Origin of the sequence: Microbispora bryophytorum (assembly GCF_043197435.1) — a bacterium.
Lineage (GTDB): Bacteria > Actinomycetota > Actinomycetes > Streptosporangiales > Streptosporangiaceae > Microbispora > Microbispora bryophytorum.
In genome coordinates this window covers 546,094-570,258 of sequence record NZ_JBICTF010000004.1, presented here as the reverse complement: position 1 = coordinate 570,258, position 24,165 = coordinate 546,094, and the positions used below count along the sequence as shown (strand labels likewise).

Annotated in this window: 19 protein-coding genes; 5 read left to right on the top strand and 14 right to left on the bottom strand. The window is 71.4% G+C overall.

The window, feature by feature from the left end; translation table 11 throughout:
* Window positions 1-184 precede the first annotated feature (184 nt).
* From ACGFIB_RS16120 to ACGFIB_RS16100, 5 genes are read right to left on the bottom strand one after another with little or no spacing between them, the layout of a single operon-like run.
* The gene (locus tag ACGFIB_RS16120) at window positions 185-1,273 is read right to left on the bottom strand and encodes a glycosyltransferase family 4 protein (RefSeq protein WP_393372312.1); all 1,089 of its coding nucleotides are present in this window, start codon (window positions 1,271-1,273) and stop codon (window positions 185-187) included.
* Window positions 1,270-2,202: a glycosyltransferase family 2 protein gene (locus tag ACGFIB_RS16115; RefSeq protein ID WP_142569468.1), complete on the bottom strand. Its 933-nt coding sequence runs from the start codon at window positions 2,200-2,202 to the stop codon at window positions 1,270-1,272. Before ACGFIB_RS16115 ends, ACGFIB_RS16120 begins: the two co-directional genes overlap by 4 nt.
* A gap of 57 nt (window positions 2,203-2,259) precedes the next feature.
* Window positions 2,260-3,216 (bottom strand): permease-like cell division protein FtsX, encoded by a 957-nt coding sequence (locus ACGFIB_RS16110; protein WP_393372308.1) that lies wholly within the window; start codon window positions 3,214-3,216, stop codon window positions 2,260-2,262.
* Window positions 3,213-4,097: a permease-like cell division protein FtsX gene (locus ACGFIB_RS16105; RefSeq protein WP_357239233.1), complete on the bottom strand. Its 885-nt coding sequence runs from the start codon at window positions 4,095-4,097 to the stop codon at window positions 3,213-3,215. Before ACGFIB_RS16105 ends, ACGFIB_RS16110 begins: the two co-directional genes overlap by 4 nt.
* Before the next feature lie 19 nt (window positions 4,098-4,116).
* A complete protein-coding gene (locus ACGFIB_RS16100; RefSeq protein ID WP_393372305.1) occupies window positions 4,117-6,234 on the bottom strand; it encodes a hypothetical protein in 2,118 nt (705 codons plus the stop codon).
* Between the two features lie 157 nt (window positions 6,235-6,391).
* Between ACGFIB_RS16100 and ACGFIB_RS16095 the strand changes: the two genes are divergently transcribed.
* From ACGFIB_RS16095 to ACGFIB_RS16080, 4 genes are all read left to right on the top strand, one after another.
* Window positions 6,392-8,107 carry a hypothetical protein gene (locus ACGFIB_RS16095; RefSeq protein ID WP_393372302.1) on the top strand — a complete coding sequence of 572 codons (1,716 nt, stop codon included), beginning with the start codon at window positions 6,392-6,394 and terminating at the stop codon, window positions 8,105-8,107.
* Between the two features lie 313 nt (window positions 8,108-8,420).
* On the top strand, window positions 8,421-10,340 hold the full coding sequence (locus ACGFIB_RS16090) for an LCP family protein (protein ID WP_393372299.1): 1,920 nt from the start codon (window positions 8,421-8,423) through the stop codon (window positions 10,338-10,340).
* A 344-nt stretch (window positions 10,341-10,684) separates the two neighbouring features.
* The gene (locus tag ACGFIB_RS16085; RefSeq protein ID WP_393372297.1) at window positions 10,685-13,159 is read left to right on the top strand and encodes an acyltransferase family protein; all 2,475 of its coding nucleotides are present in this window, start codon (window positions 10,685-10,687) and stop codon (window positions 13,157-13,159) included.
* Between the two features lie 67 nt (window positions 13,160-13,226).
* A complete protein-coding gene (locus ACGFIB_RS16080) occupies window positions 13,227-14,390 on the top strand; it encodes a glycosyltransferase family 4 protein (RefSeq protein WP_393372294.1) in 1,164 nt (387 codons plus the stop codon).
* A 41-nt stretch (window positions 14,391-14,431) separates the two neighbouring features.
* Here the strand turns inward: ACGFIB_RS16080 and ACGFIB_RS16075 are convergent, their stop codons facing one another.
* Both ACGFIB_RS16075 and ACGFIB_RS16070 read right to left on the bottom strand, forming a co-directional pair.
* Window positions 14,432-15,673, bottom strand: coding sequence for an RNA polymerase sigma factor (locus ACGFIB_RS16075; protein ID WP_393372291.1), 1,242 nt, complete (start codon window positions 15,671-15,673; stop codon window positions 14,432-14,434).
* Complete coding sequence (locus tag ACGFIB_RS16070) at window positions 15,657-16,025, bottom strand: YciI family protein (RefSeq protein WP_393372288.1); 369 nt, start codon at window positions 16,023-16,025, stop codon at window positions 15,657-15,659. The genes ACGFIB_RS16075 and ACGFIB_RS16070 overlap by 17 nt, the downstream gene beginning before the upstream one ends.
* A 159-nt stretch (window positions 16,026-16,184) precedes the next feature.
* Between ACGFIB_RS16070 and ACGFIB_RS16065 the strand changes: the two genes are divergently transcribed.
* Window positions 16,185-16,934 carry an acetoacetate decarboxylase family protein gene (locus tag ACGFIB_RS16065; protein WP_142569455.1) on the top strand — a complete coding sequence of 250 codons (750 nt, stop codon included), beginning with the start codon at window positions 16,185-16,187 and terminating at the stop codon, window positions 16,932-16,934.
* A 45-nt stretch (window positions 16,935-16,979) separates the two neighbouring features.
* On the opposite strand, the gene ACGFIB_RS16060 is transcribed toward ACGFIB_RS16065, so the two are convergent.
* From ACGFIB_RS16060 to ACGFIB_RS16030, 7 genes are all read right to left on the bottom strand, one after another.
* A complete protein-coding gene (locus tag ACGFIB_RS16060) occupies window positions 16,980-17,861 on the bottom strand; it encodes an ion transporter (RefSeq protein ID WP_357259373.1) in 882 nt (293 codons plus the stop codon).
* Window positions 17,862-18,001: 140 nt separating this feature from the next.
* Window positions 18,002-18,883: a glycosyltransferase family 2 protein gene (locus tag ACGFIB_RS16055; protein WP_142569453.1), complete on the bottom strand. Its 882-nt coding sequence runs from the start codon at window positions 18,881-18,883 to the stop codon at window positions 18,002-18,004.
* Window positions 18,884-19,063: 180 nt separating this feature from the next.
* A complete protein-coding gene (locus tag ACGFIB_RS16050) occupies window positions 19,064-19,822 on the bottom strand; it encodes a CDP-alcohol phosphatidyltransferase family protein (RefSeq protein ID WP_142569451.1) in 759 nt (252 codons plus the stop codon).
* Window positions 19,800-20,840 carry an iron-containing alcohol dehydrogenase family protein gene (locus ACGFIB_RS16045; protein WP_167748188.1) on the bottom strand — a complete coding sequence of 347 codons (1,041 nt, stop codon included), beginning with the start codon at window positions 20,838-20,840 and terminating at the stop codon, window positions 19,800-19,802. Before ACGFIB_RS16045 ends, ACGFIB_RS16050 begins: the two co-directional genes overlap by 23 nt.
* Window positions 20,841-20,884: 44 nt before the next feature.
* The gene (locus tag ACGFIB_RS16040) at window positions 20,885-21,616 is read right to left on the bottom strand and encodes a phosphocholine cytidylyltransferase family protein (RefSeq protein ID WP_142569447.1); all 732 of its coding nucleotides are present in this window, start codon (window positions 21,614-21,616) and stop codon (window positions 20,885-20,887) included.
* 222 nt (window positions 21,617-21,838) lie between these two features.
* Window positions 21,839-22,513: a DUF5941 domain-containing protein gene (locus ACGFIB_RS16035; RefSeq protein ID WP_357259370.1), complete on the bottom strand. Its 675-nt coding sequence runs from the start codon at window positions 22,511-22,513 to the stop codon at window positions 21,839-21,841.
* Window positions 22,510-24,018, bottom strand: a complete 1,509-nt coding sequence (locus ACGFIB_RS16030; protein ID WP_393372282.1) for a CDP-alcohol phosphatidyltransferase family protein — start codon at window positions 24,016-24,018, stop codon at window positions 22,510-22,512. Before ACGFIB_RS16030 ends, ACGFIB_RS16035 begins: the two co-directional genes overlap by 4 nt.
* Between the last annotated feature and the right edge of the window lie 147 nt (window positions 24,019-24,165).

Below are 24,165 nucleotides of genomic sequence, written 5' to 3'. Positions count from 1 at the left end.
CTTCGTGATCTTGCACTGAATCGACTGATCACCGCCCCCACCAGCCACAACGCGATCCGTGATCATGCAATTGCAAGATTACGAAGTGCGTTCGCGCCGGTCGGAGCCCATCAGCACGAAATTGTGCATGATCACGAAAGGTGGAAGGCCAGGTCAAGGACCCCACGTGCGACAAACTACAAGATCACGCGGGGTTGTTTGGTGGGGGGAGGAGGGTGTCGAGGTAGACGGCCCAGTGCGGCTCGGGGTCGACGGGCGCGACGCCCGCCCGCAGCCGCTCCGGCGTCCCCGGCTCGTAGAACCGCTTGACGGCCTCCGCCAGCGCGCCGGCCGAGCCCGGCTCCGCCAGGAGGCCGTCCACGTCGTCGCGTACGTTGTCGGGCAGCGCCCCGACCCGGGTGGCGATCACCGGCACGCCGTGCTCGTGACCGAGCCACACGTTCTGGCTGGCGGTCGCCGACCGGTAGGGCAGCACCAGCGCGTCGGCTTCGGCGAACAGCCCCGGCACGTCCTCCGCCGCCACGTATCCCGGCCGGATCTCGACCCGGCCGGCCAGCCCGAGCCGGGTGATCAGGGCACGGGTGTCCTCCAGGCCGCCCCAGAACTCGCCGGCCACCGTGAGCCGTACGTCGGGCACCTGCGCGAGCGCCTCAAGCAGCAGGTCGAGCCCCTTGTAGGGCCGGACGATGCCGAAGAACAGCAGCCTGCCCCGGGGTTCCCGGCCCGCCGCCTCCCGCGCTCCGCGCACGGGCAGGTGCGGGGCGAGGGCGGCCACCTTCACCGGCGCGCCGGTGAGCGCGCGGGCGAGGTCCGCCTGCTGCTCCGAATGGGCGAGCACGCCGTCGACCCGGCGCAGCAGCGCCTTCATCAGCGGCCTGTCGTACGGCTTGGTCTCGTGCGGCAGCACGTTGTGGCACAGCGCCACCACCCGCGCCCTGCGGCGCAGGCCGTACAGGATGCCGAGGTACGCCGGCACCTGCACCGGGCTGAGCACGGCGAGCACGACCAGGTCGGCCCCGCGCAGCCGCCGCCCGCAGGTCGCCCAGCCATCCGGCCGCCGCCAGTCGAGGTCGCGGCGCGTGCCCGGGTAGGGCTCGCCCTCGGGGCTGTCGATCGTCTGCTGCCCGGGGTACAGGAACGAGGGGTACTGCGCCCGCCACGACTCGATGACCACGTCGTGGCCCCGCGCCCGCAACCGGTGGGCCAGTTCCGTCGTGTGCTGCGCCCCGCCGCCCTTGTACGGATACGTCGGGCCGACGATCGCGATCCTCACACATCACCCCGGGATCGCACGATCAGGTCGGCCAGCAGGGCCACCGACCCGATCAGCATGCCGGATATGAAGATCACGATGGTGTTGCTGGTGAGGTAGAAGCCGTAGCGGACCACGTCGTACAGACCCTTGACGAAGCCGATGCCGACCAGCCAGAGCGCGGGCGGCATGAGCACCTTGAGCGGGTTGAAGTACATGACCATCCGCAGCACCTGAAGGATGTAGCGGTAGGCGTCGGAGACGAAGTTGAACTTCGACTTCCCGGCCCGCTTCGCGTACTCGATCGGCAGGTAGTGGACGTCGTGCTGGTTCGACATGAACGCCAGCGTGATCGTCGTGACGCAGGAGAAGCCGGGGGGCAGCAGCCGCAGGTACGGCCTGGCGACCGACGCGCGGAAGGCCCGCAGGCCCGAGTTGAGGTCGGGGATCTTCTGCCCGGCCAGCCGCTCGGCCACCTTGCGGATGAACCACTTCGCCGGCACCCGCAGAACCTTGTGCGAGCCCTCCTCGGTGGTGCGCGCTCCGACGACCTGGTCGATCGTCTGGTCCTTCTCCAGGATCTGGACCAGCTCGGGGATGCGCTCGTTCGGGTAGCTCATGTCGGCGTCGGTCCACACGACGATCTCGCCGCGGGCCTCCTGGCTGCCGATCCTGCGTACGGTGCCCGAGCCGCCGTTGCGGTGGAACGCCCTGATCCGCATGCGCGGGAAGCGCGGCGCGGCCTCGTGCAGACGCGCGAGCGTCTCGTCGGTGGAGCAGTCGTCCACGGCCAGCAGTTCATAGGTGTACCCGCTGGCGTCCATGGCCGCGCAGATGCGCTCGACCTCGTCGATGACGTGGTCCTGCTCGTTGTAACACGGCAGAACAATCGTGACGTACGGGGTTTCTGCGGGAGTCACGGCGCTTCCAGAGGTCTCGGGCTGGGTCACGTCGGGCTAGGGTACTCTGCCCGGTCAAATCACGGTCTCACTTCCCGGACGCCGTCGTCACAGCCGCTTGTCCTTCGTGGTCGCGTCGACAGCGCCCACGAGGAGCACCCCGGCCGCGCTCCGCAACGCCCGCTTGACCTCGCGCAGCACCGGCGGGGTCGTGAACTTCACGTAGAAGACCTCGGGAAGGTAGGCGTCGAAGTCTTCCTCCGGCACTATCCGGCGACGCCACATCGGGGCCTGGTGGGAGCGGGCCTGGAAATAGATTTTCTCCAGCCCGGAGAGATCGCCGATGCGGTCCAGAATGGCGTTCTTCTCGGCGAGAGTGGCGAACCCTCGCCCCTCGCAGGGCCCTCCCTGCCCTTCGCTGAGGTCGGCCCGGGGGCACAGCTGGACCATGACGTCGGCCTTGTCCGGCCAGTAGTCGTCGCGGATCACGAAGGCGTTGGACACCCCCGGTGACGCCGACATGCGGCGCACCAGTGCCGGCCAGTCCCCCGGACCCACCCGCGCGCTGTAGTACGCGGACTCGTCCGCGGGGTCCGCGCCTTCCAGCAGATCGGGTCTGTCCCGCAGTGCCTCTCGCGTTCGCCTGAACTGCTCCGCCTGCGACACGAAACGGACCTTCTCGACCTCCGGCGCGGCCCCGAGCAGCGCCCGCACCTTCCGTATCTCTCCCCGCGTGGCCGCTCCCCGGTCGTTACAGGCGTCGAACACGGTGGAGCGCGCGCAGAAGAACACGGACAGCTCCCCCGCCTCCGGCCACGGACCGTCCGGCGGCGGCAGGGGGGTGAGCGCACTCGTGCCTGGCCACGGATCGTCCGGCTGCGGCCCCTCCATGGCGGATCCGGACGGGGACGGCGATGAGACGGGCCGAGGCGGCGCGGACGGCCCGGCGGTCCCACAGGAGGCCACCAGAAGCACCGCCGTCACGACCGCGAGCGGCCCTCTCCGCCGGCCACGGCTCACGCCGATCGTCATCTCCTCCGCCTGAGGCACCTCGGGAAGGGTCATGCCACCGGCACCACCTGGGCGACGCCGGGCATAGAGAGGAAGATCTTCTCCATTTCGGTCTTCGCCGGCGGACGGTCGAACGCGATGTAGAACGCCTCAGGCAGGGCGCGCACGTCGACATCCTCAGTGTCAGGCCGCCAGAGGATCCGCCGCATGTTCACGCGCGCGTGGGCGGCGTCCTCGATGTACACGGCCTTCACCCCGTCGAGGTCCCTGATGCGGTCGAACACGGCCGCCTTTTCCCCTTCTGAGACCCTTGTGCGTCCCTGGCACCGCGAAAAGTCGCTGCCGATCTCCGGACAGAGCGCGATCCCGATGTCGGCGACTCCTCTCCAGAGGCTGTCGCCGTAGATCCCTGTGGCCAAGACGCCTCGCAAGTCGTCGATGCGGAGCCGGATCGCCTCCCAGTCCCCAGGACCGAGGGCGCCTTGGTAGGACTCGGGCATCTCGTCGGCTCTCGTTTTCCGCACGAATTCCAGACCCGCCGGGTCATCACCGGCGCTCTTCCGGAATTTCTCGTACGCCTGTTCCTTCGTCTCGAAGGAGAGACCGCGTAGCTCCGGGAGCGACCTGAGCACGGCCTCGATCTTCCGCCTGTCATCGGCGGTCGCGGCGCCGTACAGGCAGTTCGGCGCGTACTCGTCCGAACCGTCCGTGCACAGGAAGACCGACAACCTCCCGGTGAGCGGGGCGGAGGTTACGGGCGGGGGCAGCGGCCAGCGTGACCGCTCGTGGATCCGCCATCCGGCGATCCCGAGCCCTGCGAGGAGCACGATCACCACTCCGGCGACGACCAGCGGCCTCCGGAGAAGGCCCGTCCTGGGTTCCGGTTCGCGACGATCGTCGCCGAAGGACAATTCCTCCATCTCAGGGGAATCCACACGCCGAACCCTAGATCCATCAGGTCGGTACGGTCATCCAGACGTCGATGGAGAGCGACCAGGTGCCGTTGGGCGGGTCCACCAGCGAGCGTTCGTCCTGCCGGGTGCGCAGGCTCATCACCCGGGTCGCCGGGCCGTACGCCATGAGCTGCTCGGGCTCGGCGGCGAGCAGCACGGGCACGCGGCCGGTGCGGCGGACGGCCTCGGCCAGGCGCAGCACGTCGGCCCGGAGCGGCACGTCGGACTTCTGGGGATAGACCACCCGGGCCGTCGGCAGCCCGCACTGGCCGCGCAGGACCTGCGTCAGCCGGTCGCCGGTGACCCGTTCGGCGATGAGCACCGAGGCGTTCGGCGGGATCGCCCGGCACAGGCCCGCCACCGCGGCGGCCTCTCCCCTGTTGACCGGCGTGAACGCGGTGCCGATCGAGGTGATCGCGGGCGGGACCGCCAGCAGCAGCGCGCCCGCCGCGACGGCGGCCCGCGAGCGGCCCGGACGGCCGGCGAACCAGCGCGTACGCGCGAGCCGCCGCGAAAGCCACCGCAGCCCCCAGACGGCGAGCAGCACCAGACCGGGGATGACGATCGGCACCAGCCTGCGGGAGGCGAAGGGGTGGTCGGGGGTGATCGCGGGACGCCAGAGCGTCGTCACCGTCGTCCACCCGATCACGGCCAGCGGCAGCAGCCAGCCGAACTCCTCTGTCAGGCCGCCCCTGGTCAGGCGTCGGACGAGCACGGCCGCCGCCACGGTCGCCAGCACGACGGCGGGGATCCCGACGTACCAGAAGACCCAGTCGAGGGAGTGCTCGTAGTAGAGCCGGGACATGTCCTTCGCAAGGCCGTTGGCGATCTGCGTCTTCTCGATGAAGTCGGCCGTGAGGCGGTCCTCGGGCGTGACCGCGTCGCGACGCACGGTCTGCACCCAGGGCCGTACGGCGAAGCCCGCCATGACCAGCACGACCAGGACCGCGGCGGCGTTCGGCAGCCACCCCGCTCCCCTGAGGAGCCGGCGACCCCGGACGGCGATCCAGGGCGCGAGAGCCGTGCCGGCGACCGTGAGCGCCACGACGACGGCGCAGATCGCGAGCAGGGGAATGAGCGAGCCCGACAGATACTCCAGATAGGGCCGGGCGAGCACGTAGCCGCCGGCGAACCCCCACAGGCCGCCCACGACCAGGCCGGTCAGCAGGGGCACGCCCAGCCGCCCCTCGGGAAGGGGCCGCACGCGAGGTGTCCGCCGGAGCGCGATGAGCATCCCGGCGAAGGCGAGCACGGGCAGCACGTCGCGCAGGCCGTCGATGCGCACCAGCAGCGCCAGCCCGAACGACAGCCCCGCGAGCGCGGCGGAAGGGAAGCCCGCGCCCGGCAGCGCCGCCCCGAGCCGGGCCCGGGCGTCGAGCAGCAGGTTCATCCCGCCGAACAGCAGGATGAGTGAGGGGATCTCGCTGAACGTCGTCCGCGACGTGTAGAGGATGGGCAGGCTGACGGCGAACACGAGGGCGGCGAGGGGCGCCCACCGCGCGCCCGCGAGCCGCCCGGCGGTCCCGGCGACGGTGAGCACCGCGAGCGCGCCCAGCACGGGCGGCACGAGCAGCAGGCCCGGGACGCCGCCCAGCCAGTGGCCGATCGCATAGGTCATCGGCGACCCGGCCATGAACTGGGGGACGATCCCGCCGCCCGTCATGTAGACGCCCATGCTGTCGAAGCGGAGCGCGGGGTCGGGACCGCCGAAGTCTCCCACCGGGATCGGCAGCGACCCGTGCCGGGCGAGCCAGACGGCGTACTGCGCGTAGGTCGACGGATCACGCCGGACGATCAGCTGCTCGCCGTGCAGCAGCCCGTTGAACACCCCCGACCCGAGCGCCACGGCGAGCGTGGCCGCCGTCGCCCAGCGGTGCGGGGTGACGGTCGCTGGCAGGCGGCGCAGGCCCGCCGTGCACAGCAGCAGGGCGGCGGCGCCGCCGAGCAGCGCCATGGGCAGCGGCCGGAAGGAGCCGAGCAGCAGCAGCGGCAGCCCCGCGAGCAGCCACCCGCTCAGCGCGAGCGCGGGCACGACGGAGACGGCCGCGAGCGCCCTGCCCGCCGCCTCCCGCTCGGACGGCAGCCGTGTGCGGCCACGCGAGTGGCCTGATCTGTGCACAGGAATGCCCCCGAGACTAGCGGCCCACCCCGGCGCCCCGCCTTCATCGGACAGCCCGCCCGCTGCGCGCGTCGCGGTTGTCCACAGGCGCGTGCGGTCCTCGCACAGGGGTCCGAGGGAGCCGGTAGCGTACGCCGGGAGGCAGGCAGGGGGGCATATGAGGGTGTCGGACAGCCGGGGCTCGGCGCCCTGGCCGGAGGGGGACGGGCACCCGCACGCACGCCCCGCACCCGCCCGGCCCGGCGAACCGCCGTTCCCGGGACCGCCCGCGCCGCCCACGGGCGGTCAGCTCGTGAGCGGGCGGCTCGTGAGCGGGCGGCTCGGGCGGTGGCTGCGCGAGCGTGTGGAGCCTCGCGATCCGCTGCATCCGGTCGCCTGGGCGCGTGCCGGCCTTCCGGGGTGGGCGCGCCGGCACCGGTGGTTCCTCGTGGTCTTCGGGCTGGGGGCGCTCCTGCGGCTGGTGACCGCGCTCGGCTACCGGCCCGCGCTGTGGTTCCCCGACTCCTACACGTACGTCGTGACGGCCATGCGGCCGAGGCCCGACCTCGTCCGCCCGGCGGGCTACTCGATGTTCCTGAGGCTCCTGGAGGCGTTCCACAGCTTCGCCCTGGTCGTGACCGTGCAGCACGTGCTGGGGCTGCTCGTGGGCGTGATGGTCTACGTGACCGTCCTGCGGCGCGGCGGTCCTTCGTGGGCGGCCGTCCTGGCCTGCGTCCCGGTGCTGCTCGACGCGTACCAGATCGAGCTGGAGCATCTGCTCGTCTCCGACTCGCTGTTCACGTTCCTGGTCGTGGGCGCGGTGTGCCTGGCGATGCGCCCGCCGACGCCGCGCTCGGCCGCCGCGCTCGGCCTCGTGCTGGCCGCCGCCACGCTGACCAGGACCGTCGGGCTGCCGCTGATCGCCGTCTTCGCCCTCGTCCTGCTCGCGCACGGCGTTCGGGGCGCGGGCGCGCCGGCCCGCCCGGGCCGGGCGGTGGCCAGGCTCACCGTGCCCTTCCTGGTGGCCGCGCTCCTGCCCGTCGCGGGCTACGCGGGCTGGTTCTACGCGACCTACCAGCGTGTCGGGCTGGTCGGCTCCAACGGCGTGTTCCTCTACGCCCGCACGATGGCGTTCGCCGACTGCTCGGTGATGAAGCCGCCGGCCGACCTCGCCGTGCTGTGCGACTCCCGGCCTCCCGCGTCCCGGCCGGCGTCGCAGGAGTACATCTGGAACGCCGAAGCCCCGTTGCCCCGGCTGCCCGGCATCACGTTCACCAAGGAGACCGACACCCTGGCCGGGAGGTTCGCCTCGCTCGCGATCCGCAGCCAGCCGCTCGACTACCTCCGGAGCATGCTGACGGAGCTCGGCAGGTCGTTCACCCTCGGGCGGCCCGTCTATCCCGACGCCGAGACGTACGGGTACTACGAGTTTCCCGACACCGTGCCGCCGCCTCCCGGGCGCAACCCCGCCGTGGTGGGCAAGGAGTTCGCGCAGCGTTACGAGGGCGGGCCCGTCACGCTGCGCATCTCCGAGCCGTTCGCCGGCCTGATGCGGGCCTACCAGGACGTCGCACGGCTACCGGGAACGGCGCTACTGGTGATTCTCCTGGCGCCCCCGGCCGCCTGGCTCGTCCGGGCCGGGTCGGCGCGGACACGACGGCCGCCCGCGAGACGGGCCCACTCGAACCGCGCCTCCTCGAACCAGGCCTCCTCGAACCAGGTCTCCTCGAACTGGGCCTCCTCGGACTGGGGCATCGCCTGGGCGACGGCCTGGGCGCTACTGCTCGTCCCGCCCGCCACGGCCCAGTTCGACTACCGCTACGTCCTGCCCGTGGTGCCGCTCGCCTGCCTGGCCGCCGCCCTGTCCGTCCGGAGGCTCCGCCGGCGGACGTGACCTGCCGCCCCGATCGACCGGCCCTCGAACATCAAGTAAAGGTAAAGAGAAACTCATTCTCATACCCAATATGTCGGTGTTTAGTATGCTCTGCGCCTGGATCAGGGGGACGTGGCACGGCGTGATCGCGGCCCGGATCCTCCCAATCGCGGCGCCCGCAGAAGCTCCGGTGACCTACCCTCGGAGCGCGATGTGTGATCGCCAGGCAAGGAGGACAAGTGGGCGAGCGAACAAGTAATCCTTCCGTCCCCTCGCCCACTCGTCCGGCCGCCACACTGTGCCGTACGGCCGTCGCCCGCCGGGCAGGCGTGCGGTGAGCGAGCGCAGGCGCGTCGGCGCGCGTTCCGGTCCTCCGCAGGCTCCGTCCGACCAGAGGGTCTGGGGTGCCCCGGAAGACGGCTCGTACGACGGCGCCTTCGAGCCACCCCGGGGCGGCAGAGGCGCTCCCGCGCCCGCCGGATACGCCGACATGCCGGTGGCCACCGCCCCCGCGGGCTACGCGGAGATGCCGGCGAGACGGGGCGGGCGGCGACCGGCCCGGGACGACTACCCGCCGGAGGCGTACGACGAGGGACGTCGCCGAGGCAGGCGGCGCGCCGAGCCGAGCGAGCCACCCGATCCCCTCTACGAGGAGGAGGAGCCGCCGCGGCGGCGCGGCCGCAGGCGCGGGGGCGACGAGGAGACCGGCTACGGCCCTGCCCCCACCCCCCCGGGCCGCGCGTCCAGGGGCGGCGGCGATCTCCCCCCTCCTGACGACAGGCCGTCCCGCCGGCGCGGCGGGGGCGGCGGCCGGCCCGGATTGGGGATCGGCGGCTGGATCAGCGTCGTGCTCACGTGCGTGATGGTCCTCGGCACGCTGGCGGCCTACAAGGTCTACCGGAGCACCTTCGGCCTGATCAACAGAGGCGCGTCCACCGACGACCTCGACAAGAACCGCCCCGTCAACGAGACCGGCGCGATAAACGTCCTGCTCGTGGGCTCGGACAGCCGTGCGGGAGACAACAAGAAGTACGGCCAGCATCTGGTCAACGACGGTGAGCGCACTGACACGATCATGCTGCTGCACGTGTCGCCCAACCGCGACGCGGCCACGCTGCTCAGCTTCCCCCGCGACTCCATGGTGATGATCCCCGCCTGTTACAACAGGAACAGGACGCTCGTTCCCGCGCATCTGGGCATGATCAACTCCGCGTTCTCCGACGGCGGGATGATCTGCACGCGCCGGACCATCGAGAGCCTCACCAATATCAGCGTCCAGCACTACGTGAAGGTCGACTTCACCGGCTTCAAAAGCATCGTGAACGCACTCGGCGGCATCGAGATCTGTCTGCCGCAGGCCGTCAACGACAAGAAGTCGAAGCTCATGCTGCCGGCCGGCAAGCAGATCGTGAAGGGCGAGGCGGCGCTCGGCTACGTGCGGCTGCGCTACGGCCTCGGCGACGGCAGCGACATCTCCCGCATCAAGCGCCAGCAGGTCTTCATCTCCCAGGTCGTGAAGAAGGCGACCAGCAGCGCCCTGCTCACCGACGTCGGCAAGCTGCAGAACTTCATCGCCGCCGCGGCCAAGTCCGTCACCATGGACGACGCGCTCAACGCCGAGGAGCTCATCAAGGTCGCGCAGAGCGCGCAGAAGCTCTCGGCGAAGGGTTTCAAGGCCACCACCGTGCCGTGGGAGCCATACGTCGCCGACAAGAACCGCGTTCAGTGGAAGCAGCCGGCCGCGGACAACCTCTTCAAGGCCATCGCGAACGACACCGAGGTGACCCCCACCGCGTCCCCGAGCGCGGCCGCTTCGCCGACAGGGCCGGTGGTCACCAAGCCGCAGCAGGTCAAGGTGCAGGTGTTCAACGGCACCAACACGGGCGGCCGGGGCAAGGAGGTCGCCGAGGAGCTCGCCGGGCTCGGCTTCAACGTCGTCGGCGTCGGCAACGCTCTACGGCCCGACGGCACCGACCAGCCGAAGACCCTTGTTCGGTACACCGGTCAGGGCTGGAACTACTCGAAGATGCTGGTCGGCAAGCTGGTCAACCCCGTCAGCCCGGAGACCGGGAAGGTGGCGAGCGGCCCGGTCACGCCGTTCACCCCCTCCTCGCCCCCGCCGGACGCGCCCAAGGGCAAGGTGCGCGGGCCGGTCATCCAGCTCGTCATCGGCGCCGACTGGAAGGGCGTGCGCGTCCCCCTGCAGGTCGGGGACAACGCGGTGACCTCCGAGACCAACATCTGCGCGAGCTGACCCGCGTCACACCCTGCTCATCCCCTGCCCACCCCCCTTGCGGTACACAGCCCGGCCGGGGCTCCCGAGCCGTCCCACGAGGACGCGGGGCCCCGGCCCGGCCCGGCTCGGCTCCAGCGCCCTCTGACAACACGGCCGACAGGTGTCACAGCAGTCGAGTTCGGCCCCAGAGGCGACATCAGTGGCCAAGACCGTTAGGGTGAACACCTGGCGAACGCGCCCTGTTCGCCCGTTCGGGCTGATGCGCCGGGGCGCCTTCGCTAGTGTCCGAAAGGACACGGCGACGCTACGTCAGGCGTGGCCGTTCCCCCCGAGCCTCCGACAGATAGCTGAGCGTTTCTCCCGTGAGTGACTCCCGCCATCACGCCCCGGTTCCCGGATCCCCGCAAGGCAACGACCCCGATGCCGAAGAGGCTCCCACCGGAGTGATAGGCCGCGTCACCGGAGACTGGCCCCCTCCGGACGGCGGCCTGCCACGGCGGGAGCCGAAGACCACGGGCGGTCCGGAGGCGGAGCAGGGCATCGGCCGGCCCGGCTTCCAGACCCAAGAACGGCACGAGCACGGGCGCCATGAGGGGGCTCTTCCGGCTCCCGGCGACGAGAGCGCGATCGCACCCGCGCACGGACGCCACGAGGGCGGCGAGACGGCCGGCACGACCGCCGAAGCGGGGCGTGCCGAGGGCCCCGGCGCCGTGCCGAACAACGCCCTGCCCAACACCGGCGTGCCCAACAGCGCCGTGCCCAACACCGCCGCGCCGACGGGCTTCACGCCGACCGGCCCCGCCCCCTCCGGCGCCCCGCCGTACGAGAAGCAGCCACTGCCCGTACGCAAGCCGCGGAGCGCCGGTGAGCCCGGCGTCTCATCGAGCGGCGCAGCGCTGACCAGTTCCATGCCCTCCGGCGCCCCGCCGTACGAGAGGCAGCCGCTGCCCGTGCGCAAGCCGCGCCAGCCGGGCGCCTCCCGCATGGGCATGCCGCCCGCGTCCGCCCCCAAGCCGGAGGGCTTCGACTACTTCTCCGCAGGCCGGGGCCCGGAGCTCAGGGACACCGACCGTCAGGACACGGAGCGTCCCGCGGCGGGCGAGGGCGCCGCCGACGGCCCCGCGTGGCCGCAGACGTTCCCCGAGCACGGTCCCCGCAACCTAGCGGACGCCTTCCCCGGCGCCACCCGGCGGTCGTCGGCGCCCAGCCCGCAGGACGGCTCCGACGTCCCCACGCCTCCCTTCGGCGAGTCACCGGCCTTCCCCACCCCGGCCTTCGGCTCCGGGCCAGAGTCGCTGGGGACGCCGTTTTCCGGCTTCCCCGAACCTCCCGGCTTCCCCGAACCTCCCGGCTTCCCGGAGCCACCGGCGACCGCCGCCGGCAGGTCGGCGAACCCTTTCCTCGACACTCCCCCGTCCGGTGCCGGCCCCGCCTTCACACCGGACGACCCCTTCGGCGCCACGCCGTTCCCCGAGACCACCCGCGGCCAGCGCGGCGGGCGGGGTTTGCCTGACGCCTTCTCCGGAGCCGCCCCGAACGCGGCGTTCAGCCCCGCGCCGGACGCGCCGGCTCCCGTGTGGCCCGGTCAGGAGGCCGGCGACCCCGCCCAGTGGGACCCCTGGCGGCGCTCGCAGGACGGCTCCGGCGGCGCGGACCCCCGCCAGACCGGTCCGCTCGGCAGGCCGCTGCGCGCTCCGCTTCCCGCCTGGGCCGAGGTGCCCGTCCAAGCGGACGCCTCCTCCGCCCGGGGTGCGGGACAGCGCGGCGACCTGGAGAAGGAGCCCGAGCAGGAGCCCGCGCCCCGGGCCAGGAAGCCGCGCGATCCCTACCTGGACAACGTGAAGTTCGTCGGCATCGCCCTGGTGCCGATCGGGCACTCGCTGGTCCCGACGGTGGCGGTCGACTCCTCCCGGGCGGCGTACCTGTTCATCTACGTCTTCCACATGCCGCTGTTCGTCATCGTCAGCGGCTACCTGTCCAGGAACTTCTGGAACTCCAACGCGAAGACCAACAAACTGGTCGACACGTTCCTCGTGCCGTACGTGATCGTCGAGCTGGGATATGCCGTGCTGCGCACCGCCTTCGGGCACAAGTTCAGCATCACGATCACCGACCCGGCCTGGTTGAACTGGTATCTGCTCGCGCTGCTGTTCTGGCGACTGTCCACACCCGTGTGGAAGCGGATGAAGTATCCGTTCCTCATCTCGATCGCCGTGTATCTGTTCGCCGGGTTCTCCCAGCTGTCCGGCGACTTCAGCATGGACCGCTTCTTCGGCCTGATGCCGTTCTTCGTTCTCGGCCTCGTGCTCAAGCCGGAGGTCTTCGACTTCCTCAAGCAGCGCTGGGTGCGAGTGCTGTCGGTGCTCGTCCTGCTGGGCGCGGCCGGTGTGGCGATCTTCCTGGTGAAGAACTACTCGATCAAGCTCGGCCCGATCTACTACAAGAACAGCTACAAGGACCTCCACCTGGTCTGGTGGAAGGGCATGATGCTGCGCACGGGCCTGCTGGTGGCCGCGCTGGCCATGTCGGCGGCCGTGATGTCGCTGGTCCCCCGGCGCCAGACGTGGTTCACCGACCTCGGCACCCGCACGCTCTACTGCTACCTGCTGCACGGCGTGCCCGTGATGATCGCCAAGGAGATGGGCTGGCTCAGCTTCTCCTGGCTGCACGGCCCGCTCGGCGTAGCGGCCATCGCGTGCTCCTGCTTCGCCCTGGCCATCGTGCTGTGCCTGCCGGTCACCCGTACGGCGTTCAAGTGGCTGCTCGAACCCCGGCTGACCTGGCTGTACCGGAGGCCCGGCGGACGGACGCCACAGCCGGCGAACACCGGAAGTTAAGCGGCATTTCGAGGGGCATTCACCCGGCGCATCCGGTCATTTCGGACGGTGCAGTCAGCCTCCCCATATGAGGGTATGCGTCGGCACGACAGTCCATCACCCCGAGGACGCCCGGATCACCCACCGGCAGATCCGGGCGCTCCTCGACGCCGGGCACGAGGTCACCTTCGTCGCGCCGTTCACGCACTGCAACGTGACGCCGCGGCAGGGCATCCGTGCCGTCGACGTCCCGAGGGCCGTGGGGTTGCACCGCGGCAAGGCGCTGCGGGCCGCCGCCTCCGCCCTGCGCACGGCGGTGCGAGACGCCGACCTGCTGGTCGTGCACGACATCGAGCTGCTGCTCGCGCTGCCCCGCAAACGTCCGCCGACGGTCTGGGACGTGCACGAGGACACGATCGGCGCGCTGAACGCCAAGACGTACCTGCCGGGGCCGGTGCGGAGCGTCCTGCCGCCGCTGATCCGCGCGGTGGAGAGCCGGGCGGAGCGGCGCCTCCACCTCATCCTCGCCGAGGAGTCCTACCGTGAGCGCTTCCCCGGCGCGCATCCCGTGGTGCCTAACCACACGTACGTGCCGCGGACGCCGCCCGCGCCGCCGGGGGACCACCGGATCGTCTACGTGGGCCAGATCTCCCTCGCGCGTGGCGCGGCCGAGATGGTGGAGATCGCCCGGCGGCTCCGGCCGTACGGCATCCGCCTGGATCTGATCGGACCGGCCGACGCCGCGGTGCGTCCGATGCTCCGCGACGCGCAGCGCGCGGGGCTGCTCGACTGGTTCGGGTACGTCCCCAACAACCACGCGCTGCGGATGGCCGAGGGCGCCCTGGCCGGGCTGTCCCTGCTGCACGACGTGCCGAACTACCGCGAGTCGACGCCCACGAAGGTCATCGAATACATGGCCCGCGGCATCCCCGTCGTCACGACCCCGCTGCCGGGGGCGGCGTCCCTGGTCGGGCGGGTCGACTGCGGGACGATCGTCCCGTTCGGCGAGGTCGGCGCGGTGGCCGACGCGGTCGTGCAGTGCCTGCTCCGCCTGCGCGCGGACGCCGAACGGCGTGCCGCGATGGGCGCGCGGGGTTACGTCGAGGCGCTGAACCACTACCACTGGCCCGCTGTGGCCGGGGAGTTCGTCACCCTGCTCGAACGGTGGGCCCAGGCCCCCAGCCCCGTCGCCGCCCTCCCGGACCGCTCTCCCGCCGGCCGCCTGGCCAACCTGTCGGGGCAGAACGTCTAGGACCGCCGCGCCCGTCCCCGAGGGCGCGGGCGGGCCCTGCTCTACCTCGACTCCCTTACCTGACGCAGGCGGCGGTCGAGGAAGGCCCACTCGGCGGCGTTGCGGGTGCGGGCGATCGCCTTCTCGTACGCCCGCGCCGACTCCCCGGCCCGGCCGAGCCGCCGCAGCAGGTCGGCTCTGACGGCGTGGAACAGGTGGTAGCCGTCCAGGCCGAGATCGTCCAGGAGGGCGAGCGCGGCCTCCGGCCCGTCCACCTCGGCTACCGCGACGGCGCGGTTCAGCGCGACGACCGGGTTCGGGGCGAGGGCGAGCAGGTGGTCGTACAGGCTCAGGATCTGCCTCCAGTCGGTGGCGGCGGCGATCGGCGCGTCGGCGTGGACGGCGTTGATCGCCGCCTGGATCTGGTAGGGCCCCGGCTGGCCGCGCCGCAGGCACGCCCGCACGATGTCCTGGCCCTCGGCGACGAGCGCGCGGTTCCACCGGCTGCGGTCCTGCTCCGGCAGCGGCACGAGGTCGCCGGCCGGGGTGGTACGGGCGTCGCGCCGCGCGTGGACGAGCAGCATGAGCGCGAGCAGCCCCATCACCTCCGGCTCGTCGGGCATCAGCGCCGCCAGCAGGCGGCCGAGCCTGATGGCCTCCACGCACAGGTCGTCGCGGGCCAGCCGGTCGCCCACGCTCGCCGTATGCCCCTCGTTGAAGATCAGGTAGACGACGGCGAGCACGGCCCGGAGGCGGTCCGGTAGATCGGCCTCCCGCGGAACGCGGTACGGGATCCCGGCGTCTCGGATCTTTGCCTTGGCCCGGACCAGCCGCTGCGCCATGGTCGGCTCGGGGACCAGGAACGCCCGCGCGATCTCGACCGTGGTGAGACCGCCGAGCAGGCGCAGCGTCAGCGCGACCCGAGCGGCCGGGGCGAGTGCGGGATGGCAGCAGGTGAAGATCAGGCGGAGCTGGTCGTCGTGCACGGGACCCTCCTCGGCCGGTTCGTGGTCAGCGCCGTCGGGGGCGTGCAGCAGGGCCGCCCGCGCGTGCCTGTCCGCACGCACGGACTCTCGCCGGTGGCGGTCGATCAGCCGGTTGCGGGCGGTCGTGATGATCCAGCCGGCCGGGCTCGGCGGCGTCCCGTCGTGTGGCCAGCGCCGCACCGCCTCGGCGAACGCGTCCTGGACCGCCTCCTCGGCGACGTCGATATCGCCGAAGTGGCGGACCAGGACCGCGACGGCCCGGCCGTACTCCTCGCGGAACACCCGCTCGACGTCGGGGTCCCTACCGGCGGTCGTCATCGCCCTCCACGACGCCCGCGAAGGGGCGCACCTCCACGGGGAGCGTGGTCGCGCGGGCGAGCCTGCGACCCCATTCGAGCGCCGCGTCGAGGTCGGGCGCCTTGATGATCGTCAGCCCGCCGATGTGCTCCTTGCCCTCGGTGTACGGGCCGTCGGTGATGAGCTCCTCCCCGTCGCGCACCCGCACCACGGTCGCCGTGCCCGGATCGTGCAGCCCGCCGGAGAAGACCCACGCCCCCGCGGCGCGCAGTTCCTCGTTGAGGACCGCCAGGTCTCGCATGATCGGCTCCAGGACCTCCGCCGGGGGCGTCCCGCCGTCGGGCTGCTGGATGCTGAGCAGATAATGCCTCATGGTCTCCTCCACCTCCTCGGGAGGCCCGCGGCGCGGGCCCGTCCACCCTCTACACGAACGGCCGCCCCAGATGTCGACATCCGCCGGAAAACAGGTGTGGGACAACCTTGCCCGCCGTACGGCTGTCGCCCGGCCGCCGGGCTTTGCTGTACTGGAAGCATGGCAAGCCACGTCGTCCAGGGGCGCAGGGTCGAGACGCCGGTGGAGGTTCGCGACGCATCGGTCTGCCTCGCCGCCTACCTGGTGCGGGCCGACGCCGCCCGTGCGGTCCTCGCGTACTCCAGGATGGACGTCACCGAGGTCCTGCCGGGCAAGGCACTGTGCTCGCTGGTGTTCGTCCGTTATCGCGATTCCGATCTGGGCTCCTACAACGAGTTCGGCGTCACCTTCCTCGTACGGCCGGCCGATGCGGGCCCCCCGCCGAGGCGCGGGCCGCTGGCCGGGCTGAAGGACCTGCGTGGAGCGGGGTCGGGCGCCTTCGTCCACTGGCTGCCGGTCGACCAGGCGTTCACGCTGGAGGCCGGGCGGAGCATCTGGGGCTTCCCCAAGGAGCTGGCCGACGTGGATCTGCGGCTCGGCTCGCCGTACAAGCGGTGCCTACTGCGCAGGGACGGCCGGATGGTCGTCGACCTGCTGGTCAGGCCGGGCATCGCGGCGACGCCCGCGCCGCTGCTCGGCGGGGTGCTGCCCCTGCCGGACGCCTACGCCCACCTGGACGGGGTCACCCGCCGCATCCCCTGGACGGTCCGGGCCCGGGGCATCCGCTGGCGGCCGGGCGGCGCGCTCATCCGCCTCGGCAACCACCCGATCGCCAAGGAGCTGAGCGAGCTCGGCCTGCCCCGGCGGGCTCTGATGACGGCCGCGGCCGAGCACGTGTCGATGGCGTTCGAGGAGCCTGGACCGGCGTGACCGTCCGAGGGCGCCGCGGCTCTCGCACATCCGCCTGTGGGTGCGTCACTGATCTTGGCCGCAGGAGCAGCGATCCCCTCCTGAGGGGGCGTCAGCCTCCGCGGGAGGGGCGCCCACGGGCATCGGCAGGACGGCCGCCAGGCGGTCGACCCTTTCGCTCAGCGCCCTGATCTCGTCCATGACCGCGGTGTGCTGCTGCAGTTCCAGCTCCTGGTCCTCCTTCCACCGCTGGGCGTTGACCTCCGCCTCCATCGCGGAGACGATCACACCGATGAGCAGGTTGAGGACGAAGAACGCCGTGATGACGATGAACGTGGCGAAGAAGATCCACGCCAGCGGCTCCCTGGCCATCACGTCCTCGGCCACCTGCGGCCAGTTCTCGACCGTGAGCACCGTGAACATGGTGAACAGCGACCGCCCGAGATCTCCGAAATACTGCGGGGCCGCTTCGCGGAAGAGCTGTTCGCCGATCACGGACGCCGTGTAGAGCGACAGCAGCAGGAGGACCACGGCCGAGGCCAGTCCCGGAATCGCGGTGAACAGCGCCGAGACCACCCGTCGCATGCCCGGCACCACGGAGATCAACCGCAGGACGCGCAGGAACCGGAAGAGCCGCAGGATCGACAGCGACTCCGAGGCCGGCACGAGAGCCGCCCCGACGATGATCAGATCGAACCAGTTCCAGGGGTCGCGGAAGAACGCCTTACCGTACGCGACGATCCGCAGGAGGATCTCCACGACGAAAACGGCGAGGATGACCCGGTCGATCACGAGGAAGGCCGTGGCGTGGCGGTCGGCCAGTTCGGGCGACGTCTCCAGCCCGAGGGCGATCCCGTTCAACGCGATGACGGCGATGACCGCGCGCTGGAAGACCGGAGAGTCGACGACGACGCGGAACCGTTCGCGATGGAAAGGGGGCAAACCCACACCTCAGAAGATCAGGCCAAACAAACGCCCGAAATCCTACATGCGAAGTTGACTCCGGTTTCCGAACGTGTCGGCAGCCCCGCGCTCCGGCGGCGTGCCCCGGTCACCCGGCGCACGCCGCCGGGCGGGACGACGAACCGCTAGACGATGGGCGGGCGGCCGAGGCGGAGCATGCGCCAGGCGGTGCGCCAGGCCATCGGACGGCGCTCGCCCGCGGGCTCGCGCAGCCCTTCGAAGAAGCCGCGGAACCACGACTTGATCGCGGGCATCGAGCGCTCGCGTACGAGCGTGAGCACGACCCAGTTGAGCAGGTAGAACATCGCGAGCGGCCACGGCAGGTTGCGCCGGGCCAGCCAGACGCGGTTGCGGGCGTTCAGCCGGAAGAAGTCCGTGTGCCGGGACGGCAGCACCAGCGGGTGATACATGACCGTCTCGGCGTCGTACTCGATGCGATAGCCCTCGCCGAGCAGGCGCCAGGCGAGGTCGGTCTCCTCGTGGGCGTAGAAGAACTTCTCCGGCAACCCACCGACCTGCAGGAACGCCGACTTCCGGATCGCGCAGGCGCCGCCGAGGAAGGTCGTCACCGGGGAGGAGCGCTCGGGATCGCCGGCCCGCAGGCGGGGCACGTGCCGCCGCTGCACCGAGCCGCCCTCGGGGTCCATCACCCGGAAGCTGACCACGGCGAGGTCGGGTTCGTGCGTGAACCGCTCGCGGACGTGCGCGGCGACCTTGGAGTTGGCATACCAGCCGTCGTCGTCCAGGAACAGGACGATGTCACCCGAGCACTCCTGCACGCCGCGGTTGCGCCCCTCGGGGATGCCCGCGTTGTGTTCCAGCCGTACGGTCTTGATCGTCGCGGCGGAGCCGGGGAACGGCCGCGCGGTCAGATCCGGCACGTCCGCGCCGTTGCCGACGATGACGACCTCGATGTCGCCGTCGGTCTGGGTGAGCGCGGATTCCACCGCCCGGTCGAGCTCGGCCATCCTGTTGCCCATGGTGAGGATGACACAGGAGATTTTCACCGCGTCATCGCCTCGACGTGGGGCGCGCTACACACGACTTCATGATCACCGAGTCTGTATGGCCGGGCAATCCGGAATCTGCCTGGTTCACCGTGGGACAAGGGTATCGGAACTGCCACCAAACCCCTACCCAACCGCGAATGTACGGCCGATCGGCATGCCGCGCTGGAGACGACGCGCTCATGACAGCCGCCGGGAGGCGAGGATGCTCACCAGGTGCAGCAGGAGCTGGACTCCCGCGATGACGACGCAGGCGACCATGAGGATGCGGGTGGCGGAGAACCAGTTGTCGAGCAGCGCCGCGACCACGACGATCAGCGACAGCTCGACGGCCTGGATCACCCGGTGGAACCGCAGCACCGCCGCGGCCCTGCGGGCCAGCGCGAGCCGCGGCGAGGTGAACTGCTGCGCGGCCGCCTCGGTCGTCGCCAGCAGGCCCGACCGGGCGCGGGCGACGTCGACCAGGTCGGTCTCCGACTTGATCAGAATCGCGCCGAGCGCCGCCGCCACGCCTATCACGGTGTACCAGTCGGGCAGGGTCTCCGAGGCCCGGAAGCCCAGCCCGATCAGCAGCGCCGCCTCGGCGAAGTAGTGCCCGACCCGGTCGAGGTAGACCCCGGTGATCGAGGTGCGGCCGGTCCACCGGGCCAGCTCCCCGTCGGAGCAGTCGAGCAGCAGGTAGATCTGGATGAGCAGGGCCGCGCCCAGCGCCGCCCAGAAGCCGGGGAGGGCGAGCACGGCGCCCGCCCCCACCCCGCACACGATCATCAGACCGGTGACCTGGTTCGGCGAGATCGGGGTCTTGGCCAGCAACCAGGTGGCGTAGATGGACAGGCGCCGCATGTACAGCAGGCCGGCCCAGTGCTCGCCGCTGCGGCGGTCCATGGTGGTCTGCGGCTGGGCGACCGCGCGAAGCTCAGCGACCGACGGCGCGGACATAGTCCTCAACTCTTTCCCGGACCTCGTGCTCCGACAGCCGGAGGTGCTCAAGGATGGTGTAGCGGCCGGGCCGCGTGCTGGGTGCCAGCATCACCGCGGCCGTGAATTGTTCGGTCGTGAGGCCGACGTCGCCGGGCGCGACGGGCAGGCCGTGCCGTTCGAGGCAGGCGGTCACCTGGCCGAGCCGGTGCGCGTCCTCCCGGAGGAAGTAGCAGAACGCGGCGCCGATGCCGGCCAGCTCACCGTGATTGGAGGTGCCGGGGAAAAGCTGGTCCACAGCATGAAGGATCTCATGATCGCCGCCACTCGCCGGACGGCTGGACCCGGCGATGACCATCGACATCCCCGACAGGATCAGCGCCTCGGCGAGCACGGTCAGGAACGCGTCCGACTCGATCGAGTCCGGCCGGCCGAGCACGGCCTCGGCCGCGGTGCGCGACATGGAGATCGCCAGCCCGTCGATGGGCTCGCCCCGCTCGGTGTTGCCGAGCTGCCAGTCCTCGATGGCCGACAGGTTGCTGAGCACGTCGCCGATCCCGGACCGGACGAGTGAGGGCGGCGCGTCGTGGACGAAATCGAGATCCACCATGATCGCCAGCGGCATGGGAACGCCGAACGAGCCCTTGCCGCCCTCGTGCATCAGCGAGGCCACCGGCGAGCAGATGCCGTCGTGCGAGAGGTTGGTGGCGACGGCGACCATGGGGATGCCGGCGAGCGACGCGGCGTACTTGGTGGCGTCGATCGTCCTGCCGCCGCCGACGCCGACCACCGCCTCGTAGTTGCCCTTGCGCAGGTCGGCGCCGAGCGACACGGCCGCGTCCACGGTGCCGTCCGCCACCCGGAGCACCTCGGCCTCACCCAGCGACGGCGCGATGACCTCCGCGATGCGGTCGCCCTGCCCGACGCCGACCGCGACCGCGACTCTGCCGGAGGTGGCCACCCTGCTGTCGGCGAGCAGGGTGCCGAGCTGCGCGATCGCGCCCCGCCGCACCTCCATCGTGAGAGGCGCGGGGAGCATCCTTGCCAGAATCGGCATGCGAACTCCTCAGAAGGCCGCGGAAATCAGTAACGGCATGCGATCTCACGTGCCTTCGCGAGGTCGTCGTGGTTGTCCACTTCGACCCACTCGACCTTGCCGATCGGCGCCACGGCGATCTTCTCGCCGCGCTCGACCATCTCCTGGTAGCCGTCCTCGTAGTAGAGCTGCGGGTCGCGCTCGAAGGTGGCCTTCAGCGCGTCGGCGAGCCGCTCCGCCGCGCCCGGCCGGATCAGCGTGGCGCCGATGTACTCGCCGTACGCCTCGGACGGGTCCATCAGCTTGGTGATCCGCTTCAGCCGTCCGTCCTCCAGTGTGACCTTCATCTCCTCGTCCGCCAGCGACTTCACGTCGTCGACGGCGAGCAGGATGTCGGAGGTGTCCTCGGCGGCCAGCAGAGTCCGCTCCACCGACACGGGGTGGACGGTGTCGCCGTTGACCAGCAGCGCGCCCTGGGAGAAGTAGTCGCGGGCACACCACAGCGAGTAGGCGTTGTTCCACTCCTCGGCCTTGTCGTTGTGGACAAGCGTGAGCTTCACCCCGTGGCGCCGCTCCAGGTCGGCCTGCCGTTCCCGTACGGCCTGGGCCTGGTAGCCGACGATCACCACGACCTCGCGGAGGTCCACGGCTGCCAGGTTACGCAGGGCGATGTCGAGGATCGTGGTCTCACCGTCGACCGGCACCAGCGCCTTCGGCAGCGTGTCGGTGTACGGCCGCAGGCGACGTCCGGCTCCGGCGGCCAGCACCATTCCGAGCAATTTCCCGCACTCCTTGAGGTCGAGCATCAGACAGTAACCCCAAAGGTTAGTTGGCTCAGCGCCCCTGTTGGGTAATTCACCGTTGGTCTGACGTTAGGGAGTGCTTGATAAAGGCCGCCCGTCGCGAGCGTGGATCCAGCGTTGACGCGTCGCAAGGCCGACGAGAACGCGGCCGGGCGCCGTCTGGGCCACGTACAGCAGGGCACGTTCTGCCGGGCACGACTAATCCTGGGGTGCCGGGTCCACGGCCTCGTCGGGCGTGCGGGGAGCGGCGAGCCAGCAGGTCAGGCTCTCCCAGCCGAACAGGGCCCACAGGTAGACCGCGAGCAGCACGAACACGGCGGTCATCACGTCGAGCAGGCCGCCCAGGGCGACGATGAGCATCCGGCCGTCCCAGCCCAGCCCGGCGGTCGCCAGCCACGGCGGCGCGTACACGTGCTGGCGCAGCCGGTAGACCGTGTCGTAGTGGTGGAAGGCCATCGCGCCGAGCAGCGCGACGATGAGCGCCGGCGGGACGGAGCGGGCGAACCCGGCCGAGGCGATGAAGCCATACTCGGTCAGCCGCAGGATCGGGGGCGCCAGCCAGTCGAGCCGGCCGTCGTGCCGGTGCGCGCTGCCCGCCCCGGCCAGCAGCAGGGCCACCGCCGGGGCGAAGACCGCGAAGTCGTCGGCCCCGGCGATGCCGAGCACCAGCAGCACCCCGGTCACGAAGGCGCCCGCGAGCGCGGGCGGCAGCGGCGGAAGCTGCCCCGCCACGAGCAGCCCCATCGCCTTCGACAGCGGGCCGTCGTCGCGGTAGGCCACCACGGCGCCGCGCGGCACCGGGGTCATGTGCACGGAGATCGCGCTCCGGGCCTTCCCGCCGGCCTCGCGCGGGCGGCGGCTACGCTCGCTCATGCGAAGGACCTCGCCATCCGCCCGGCGGCCGTGTAGGCCAGGGCCACCGCGCCCCAGACCAGCAGCGCGAGGAACGTCACCCGCGCGTCGAACAGCGCGGCCGTCACCGAGATCAGCGCCATTCGCTCCCCGATCGGCAGCACGATCATCTTCTTCGCCCAGTAGGCCACGCCCCTCGCGCCGCTCAGCGCGTCGAGCCGTCGCGACAGCGCCAGCACCGATCCCGTGCCCTTCGCGGCGGCCGCCGCGGGCGCCTCGTCCCAGGGCACGGCCATCGGACGCGGGGCCGACGCGCGCGAGCCGGCCACCCTGACCCGGTCGGCCGTCGCTCCCGCGTAGGCGAAGTCGACCATGTGGCGGATCGTCTGGAGGATCATCGCGCCCACCGCCAGGGCCCAGATCTCCCACGGCTCCCGGGAGCCGGCCAGGTATCCGGCCGCCAGCCCCACGTACACCAGGTATTCCTTGAGCCGGTCGCAGATCGCGTCGAGCCAGCTCCCGAGCGGGGAGAACCGGCGCGTGTATCGGGCGAGCTGCCCGTCCAGGCAGTCGAGCACGAACGACAGGTAAAGCGCGACGGCGCCGACCACGAGCCCCGCCCGGCGGCCGTCGGAGAACCAGATCGCGGCGATGGCGGCGAATCCGACCGAGATTCCGGTGACGGTGTTCGGGGTCAGGCCGAGACGGGCGGCCGGACGGATGAGGTGACGCGACCACGAGCTGACGCAGTAGGTGGTGAAGAAGCCGTCGCCGCTCTTGACCGCGGCGTCGAGCCTGGCCTGCGCCTCGTCGACGTCGGCCAGCTCGCGCACCGCGCGCTCGGCGGCCGGGCGCGTGCCGGTCCGCCCGCAGTGCAGGGTGTTCAGCGCGACGGCGTGCACCTGGACGCCGGCCCGCACCAGGCCCGTGAGCAGCAGCTCGGGAACCTCGCCGTCGCCGACGCGCCCGAGATGCCGGCGCTGGGCCAGGTCGGCCAGCTCCTCGGCGATGTCGGCGAGCCCGGCCAGGTGGGCCTCCCCGACCTGGAGGACGCCGCGGAACGTGCCGTTGGCCCACTCGACCTCGTGGAAGGACGTGCCCGCCGACACGACGCGGCCCCACTCGGTCCGCACCGGCGGCCGCAGCGGGGCCGGGTCGCCGCTGGCGACGATCGCGCCGGTCGGGCGCGCGGGATGTTCGAGCAGCAGCGACAGCGCCTCGGTGTGCGCGACCACGTCCGCCGCCAGCACCGTGACCGGCGAGGTCGAGGCGCGGGCCGTCTTGGCCACGATCCGCAGGTCCTCGGCCAGCCCGTCGCTGACGCAGATCTGGTGCCGCGAGCCGCCCTGCGCGCCCTTCTCCCACCCTCCCGCCTGGGCGTCCTGGCTCCGCACCACGACCAGCACCTCGCGGACCGGCAGCGTGAGGAGCTGGGCGGTGAGCCGCTCCAGGATGCTGCCCTCCGATCGGGCGCCGTCGGACCAGGGCAGCCCTGCGGCCGGCGAGGTCGCGAGGACGACCGCCACCGTCTCTGTGTCCCGTGACGTACCGGGCTTACTCGGATCCGCCCCCATATGGAAACCCGCTTCACGTTGACCGCACGTGCTCACCTCGCAAAGTAACCGAGTGATCACTAGGTGGCAATCACCTTCTCCGGCTTCCGGCACGGGTAG

What these genes read in the sequence shown, in the direction of transcription:
- ACGFIB_RS16075 (WP_393372291.1), bottom strand. Translation starts at nt 15,673, where the DNA reads ATGACGACCGCCGGTAGGGACCCCGACGTCGAGCGGGTGTTCCGCGAG.
- ACGFIB_RS16110 (WP_393372308.1), bottom strand. Translation starts at nt 3,216, where the DNA reads ATGACCCTTCCCGAGGTGCCTCAGGCGGAGGAGATGACGATCGGCGTG.
- ACGFIB_RS16045 (WP_167748188.1), bottom strand. Translation starts at nt 20,840, where the DNA reads ATGCTCCCCGCGCCTCTCACGATGGAGGTGCGGCGGGGCGCGATCGCG.
- ACGFIB_RS16070 (WP_393372288.1), bottom strand. Translation starts at nt 16,025, where the DNA reads ATGAGGCATTATCTGCTCAGCATCCAGCAGCCCGACGGCGGGACGCCC.
- ACGFIB_RS16035 (WP_357259370.1), bottom strand. Translation starts at nt 22,513, where the DNA reads ATGAGCGAGCGTAGCCGCCGCCCGCGCGAGGCCGGCGGGAAGGCCCGG.
- ACGFIB_RS16065 (WP_142569455.1), top strand. Translation starts at nt 16,185, where the DNA reads ATGGCAAGCCACGTCGTCCAGGGGCGCAGGGTCGAGACGCCGGTGGAG.
- ACGFIB_RS16050 (WP_142569451.1), bottom strand. Translation starts at nt 19,822, where the DNA reads ATGTCCGCGCCGTCGGTCGCTGAGCTTCGCGCGGTCGCCCAGCCGCAG.
- ACGFIB_RS16080 (WP_393372294.1), top strand. Translation starts at nt 13,227, where the DNA reads ATGAGGGTATGCGTCGGCACGACAGTCCATCACCCCGAGGACGCCCGG.
- ACGFIB_RS16095 (WP_393372302.1), top strand. Translation starts at nt 6,392, where the DNA reads ATGAGGGTGTCGGACAGCCGGGGCTCGGCGCCCTGGCCGGAGGGGGAC.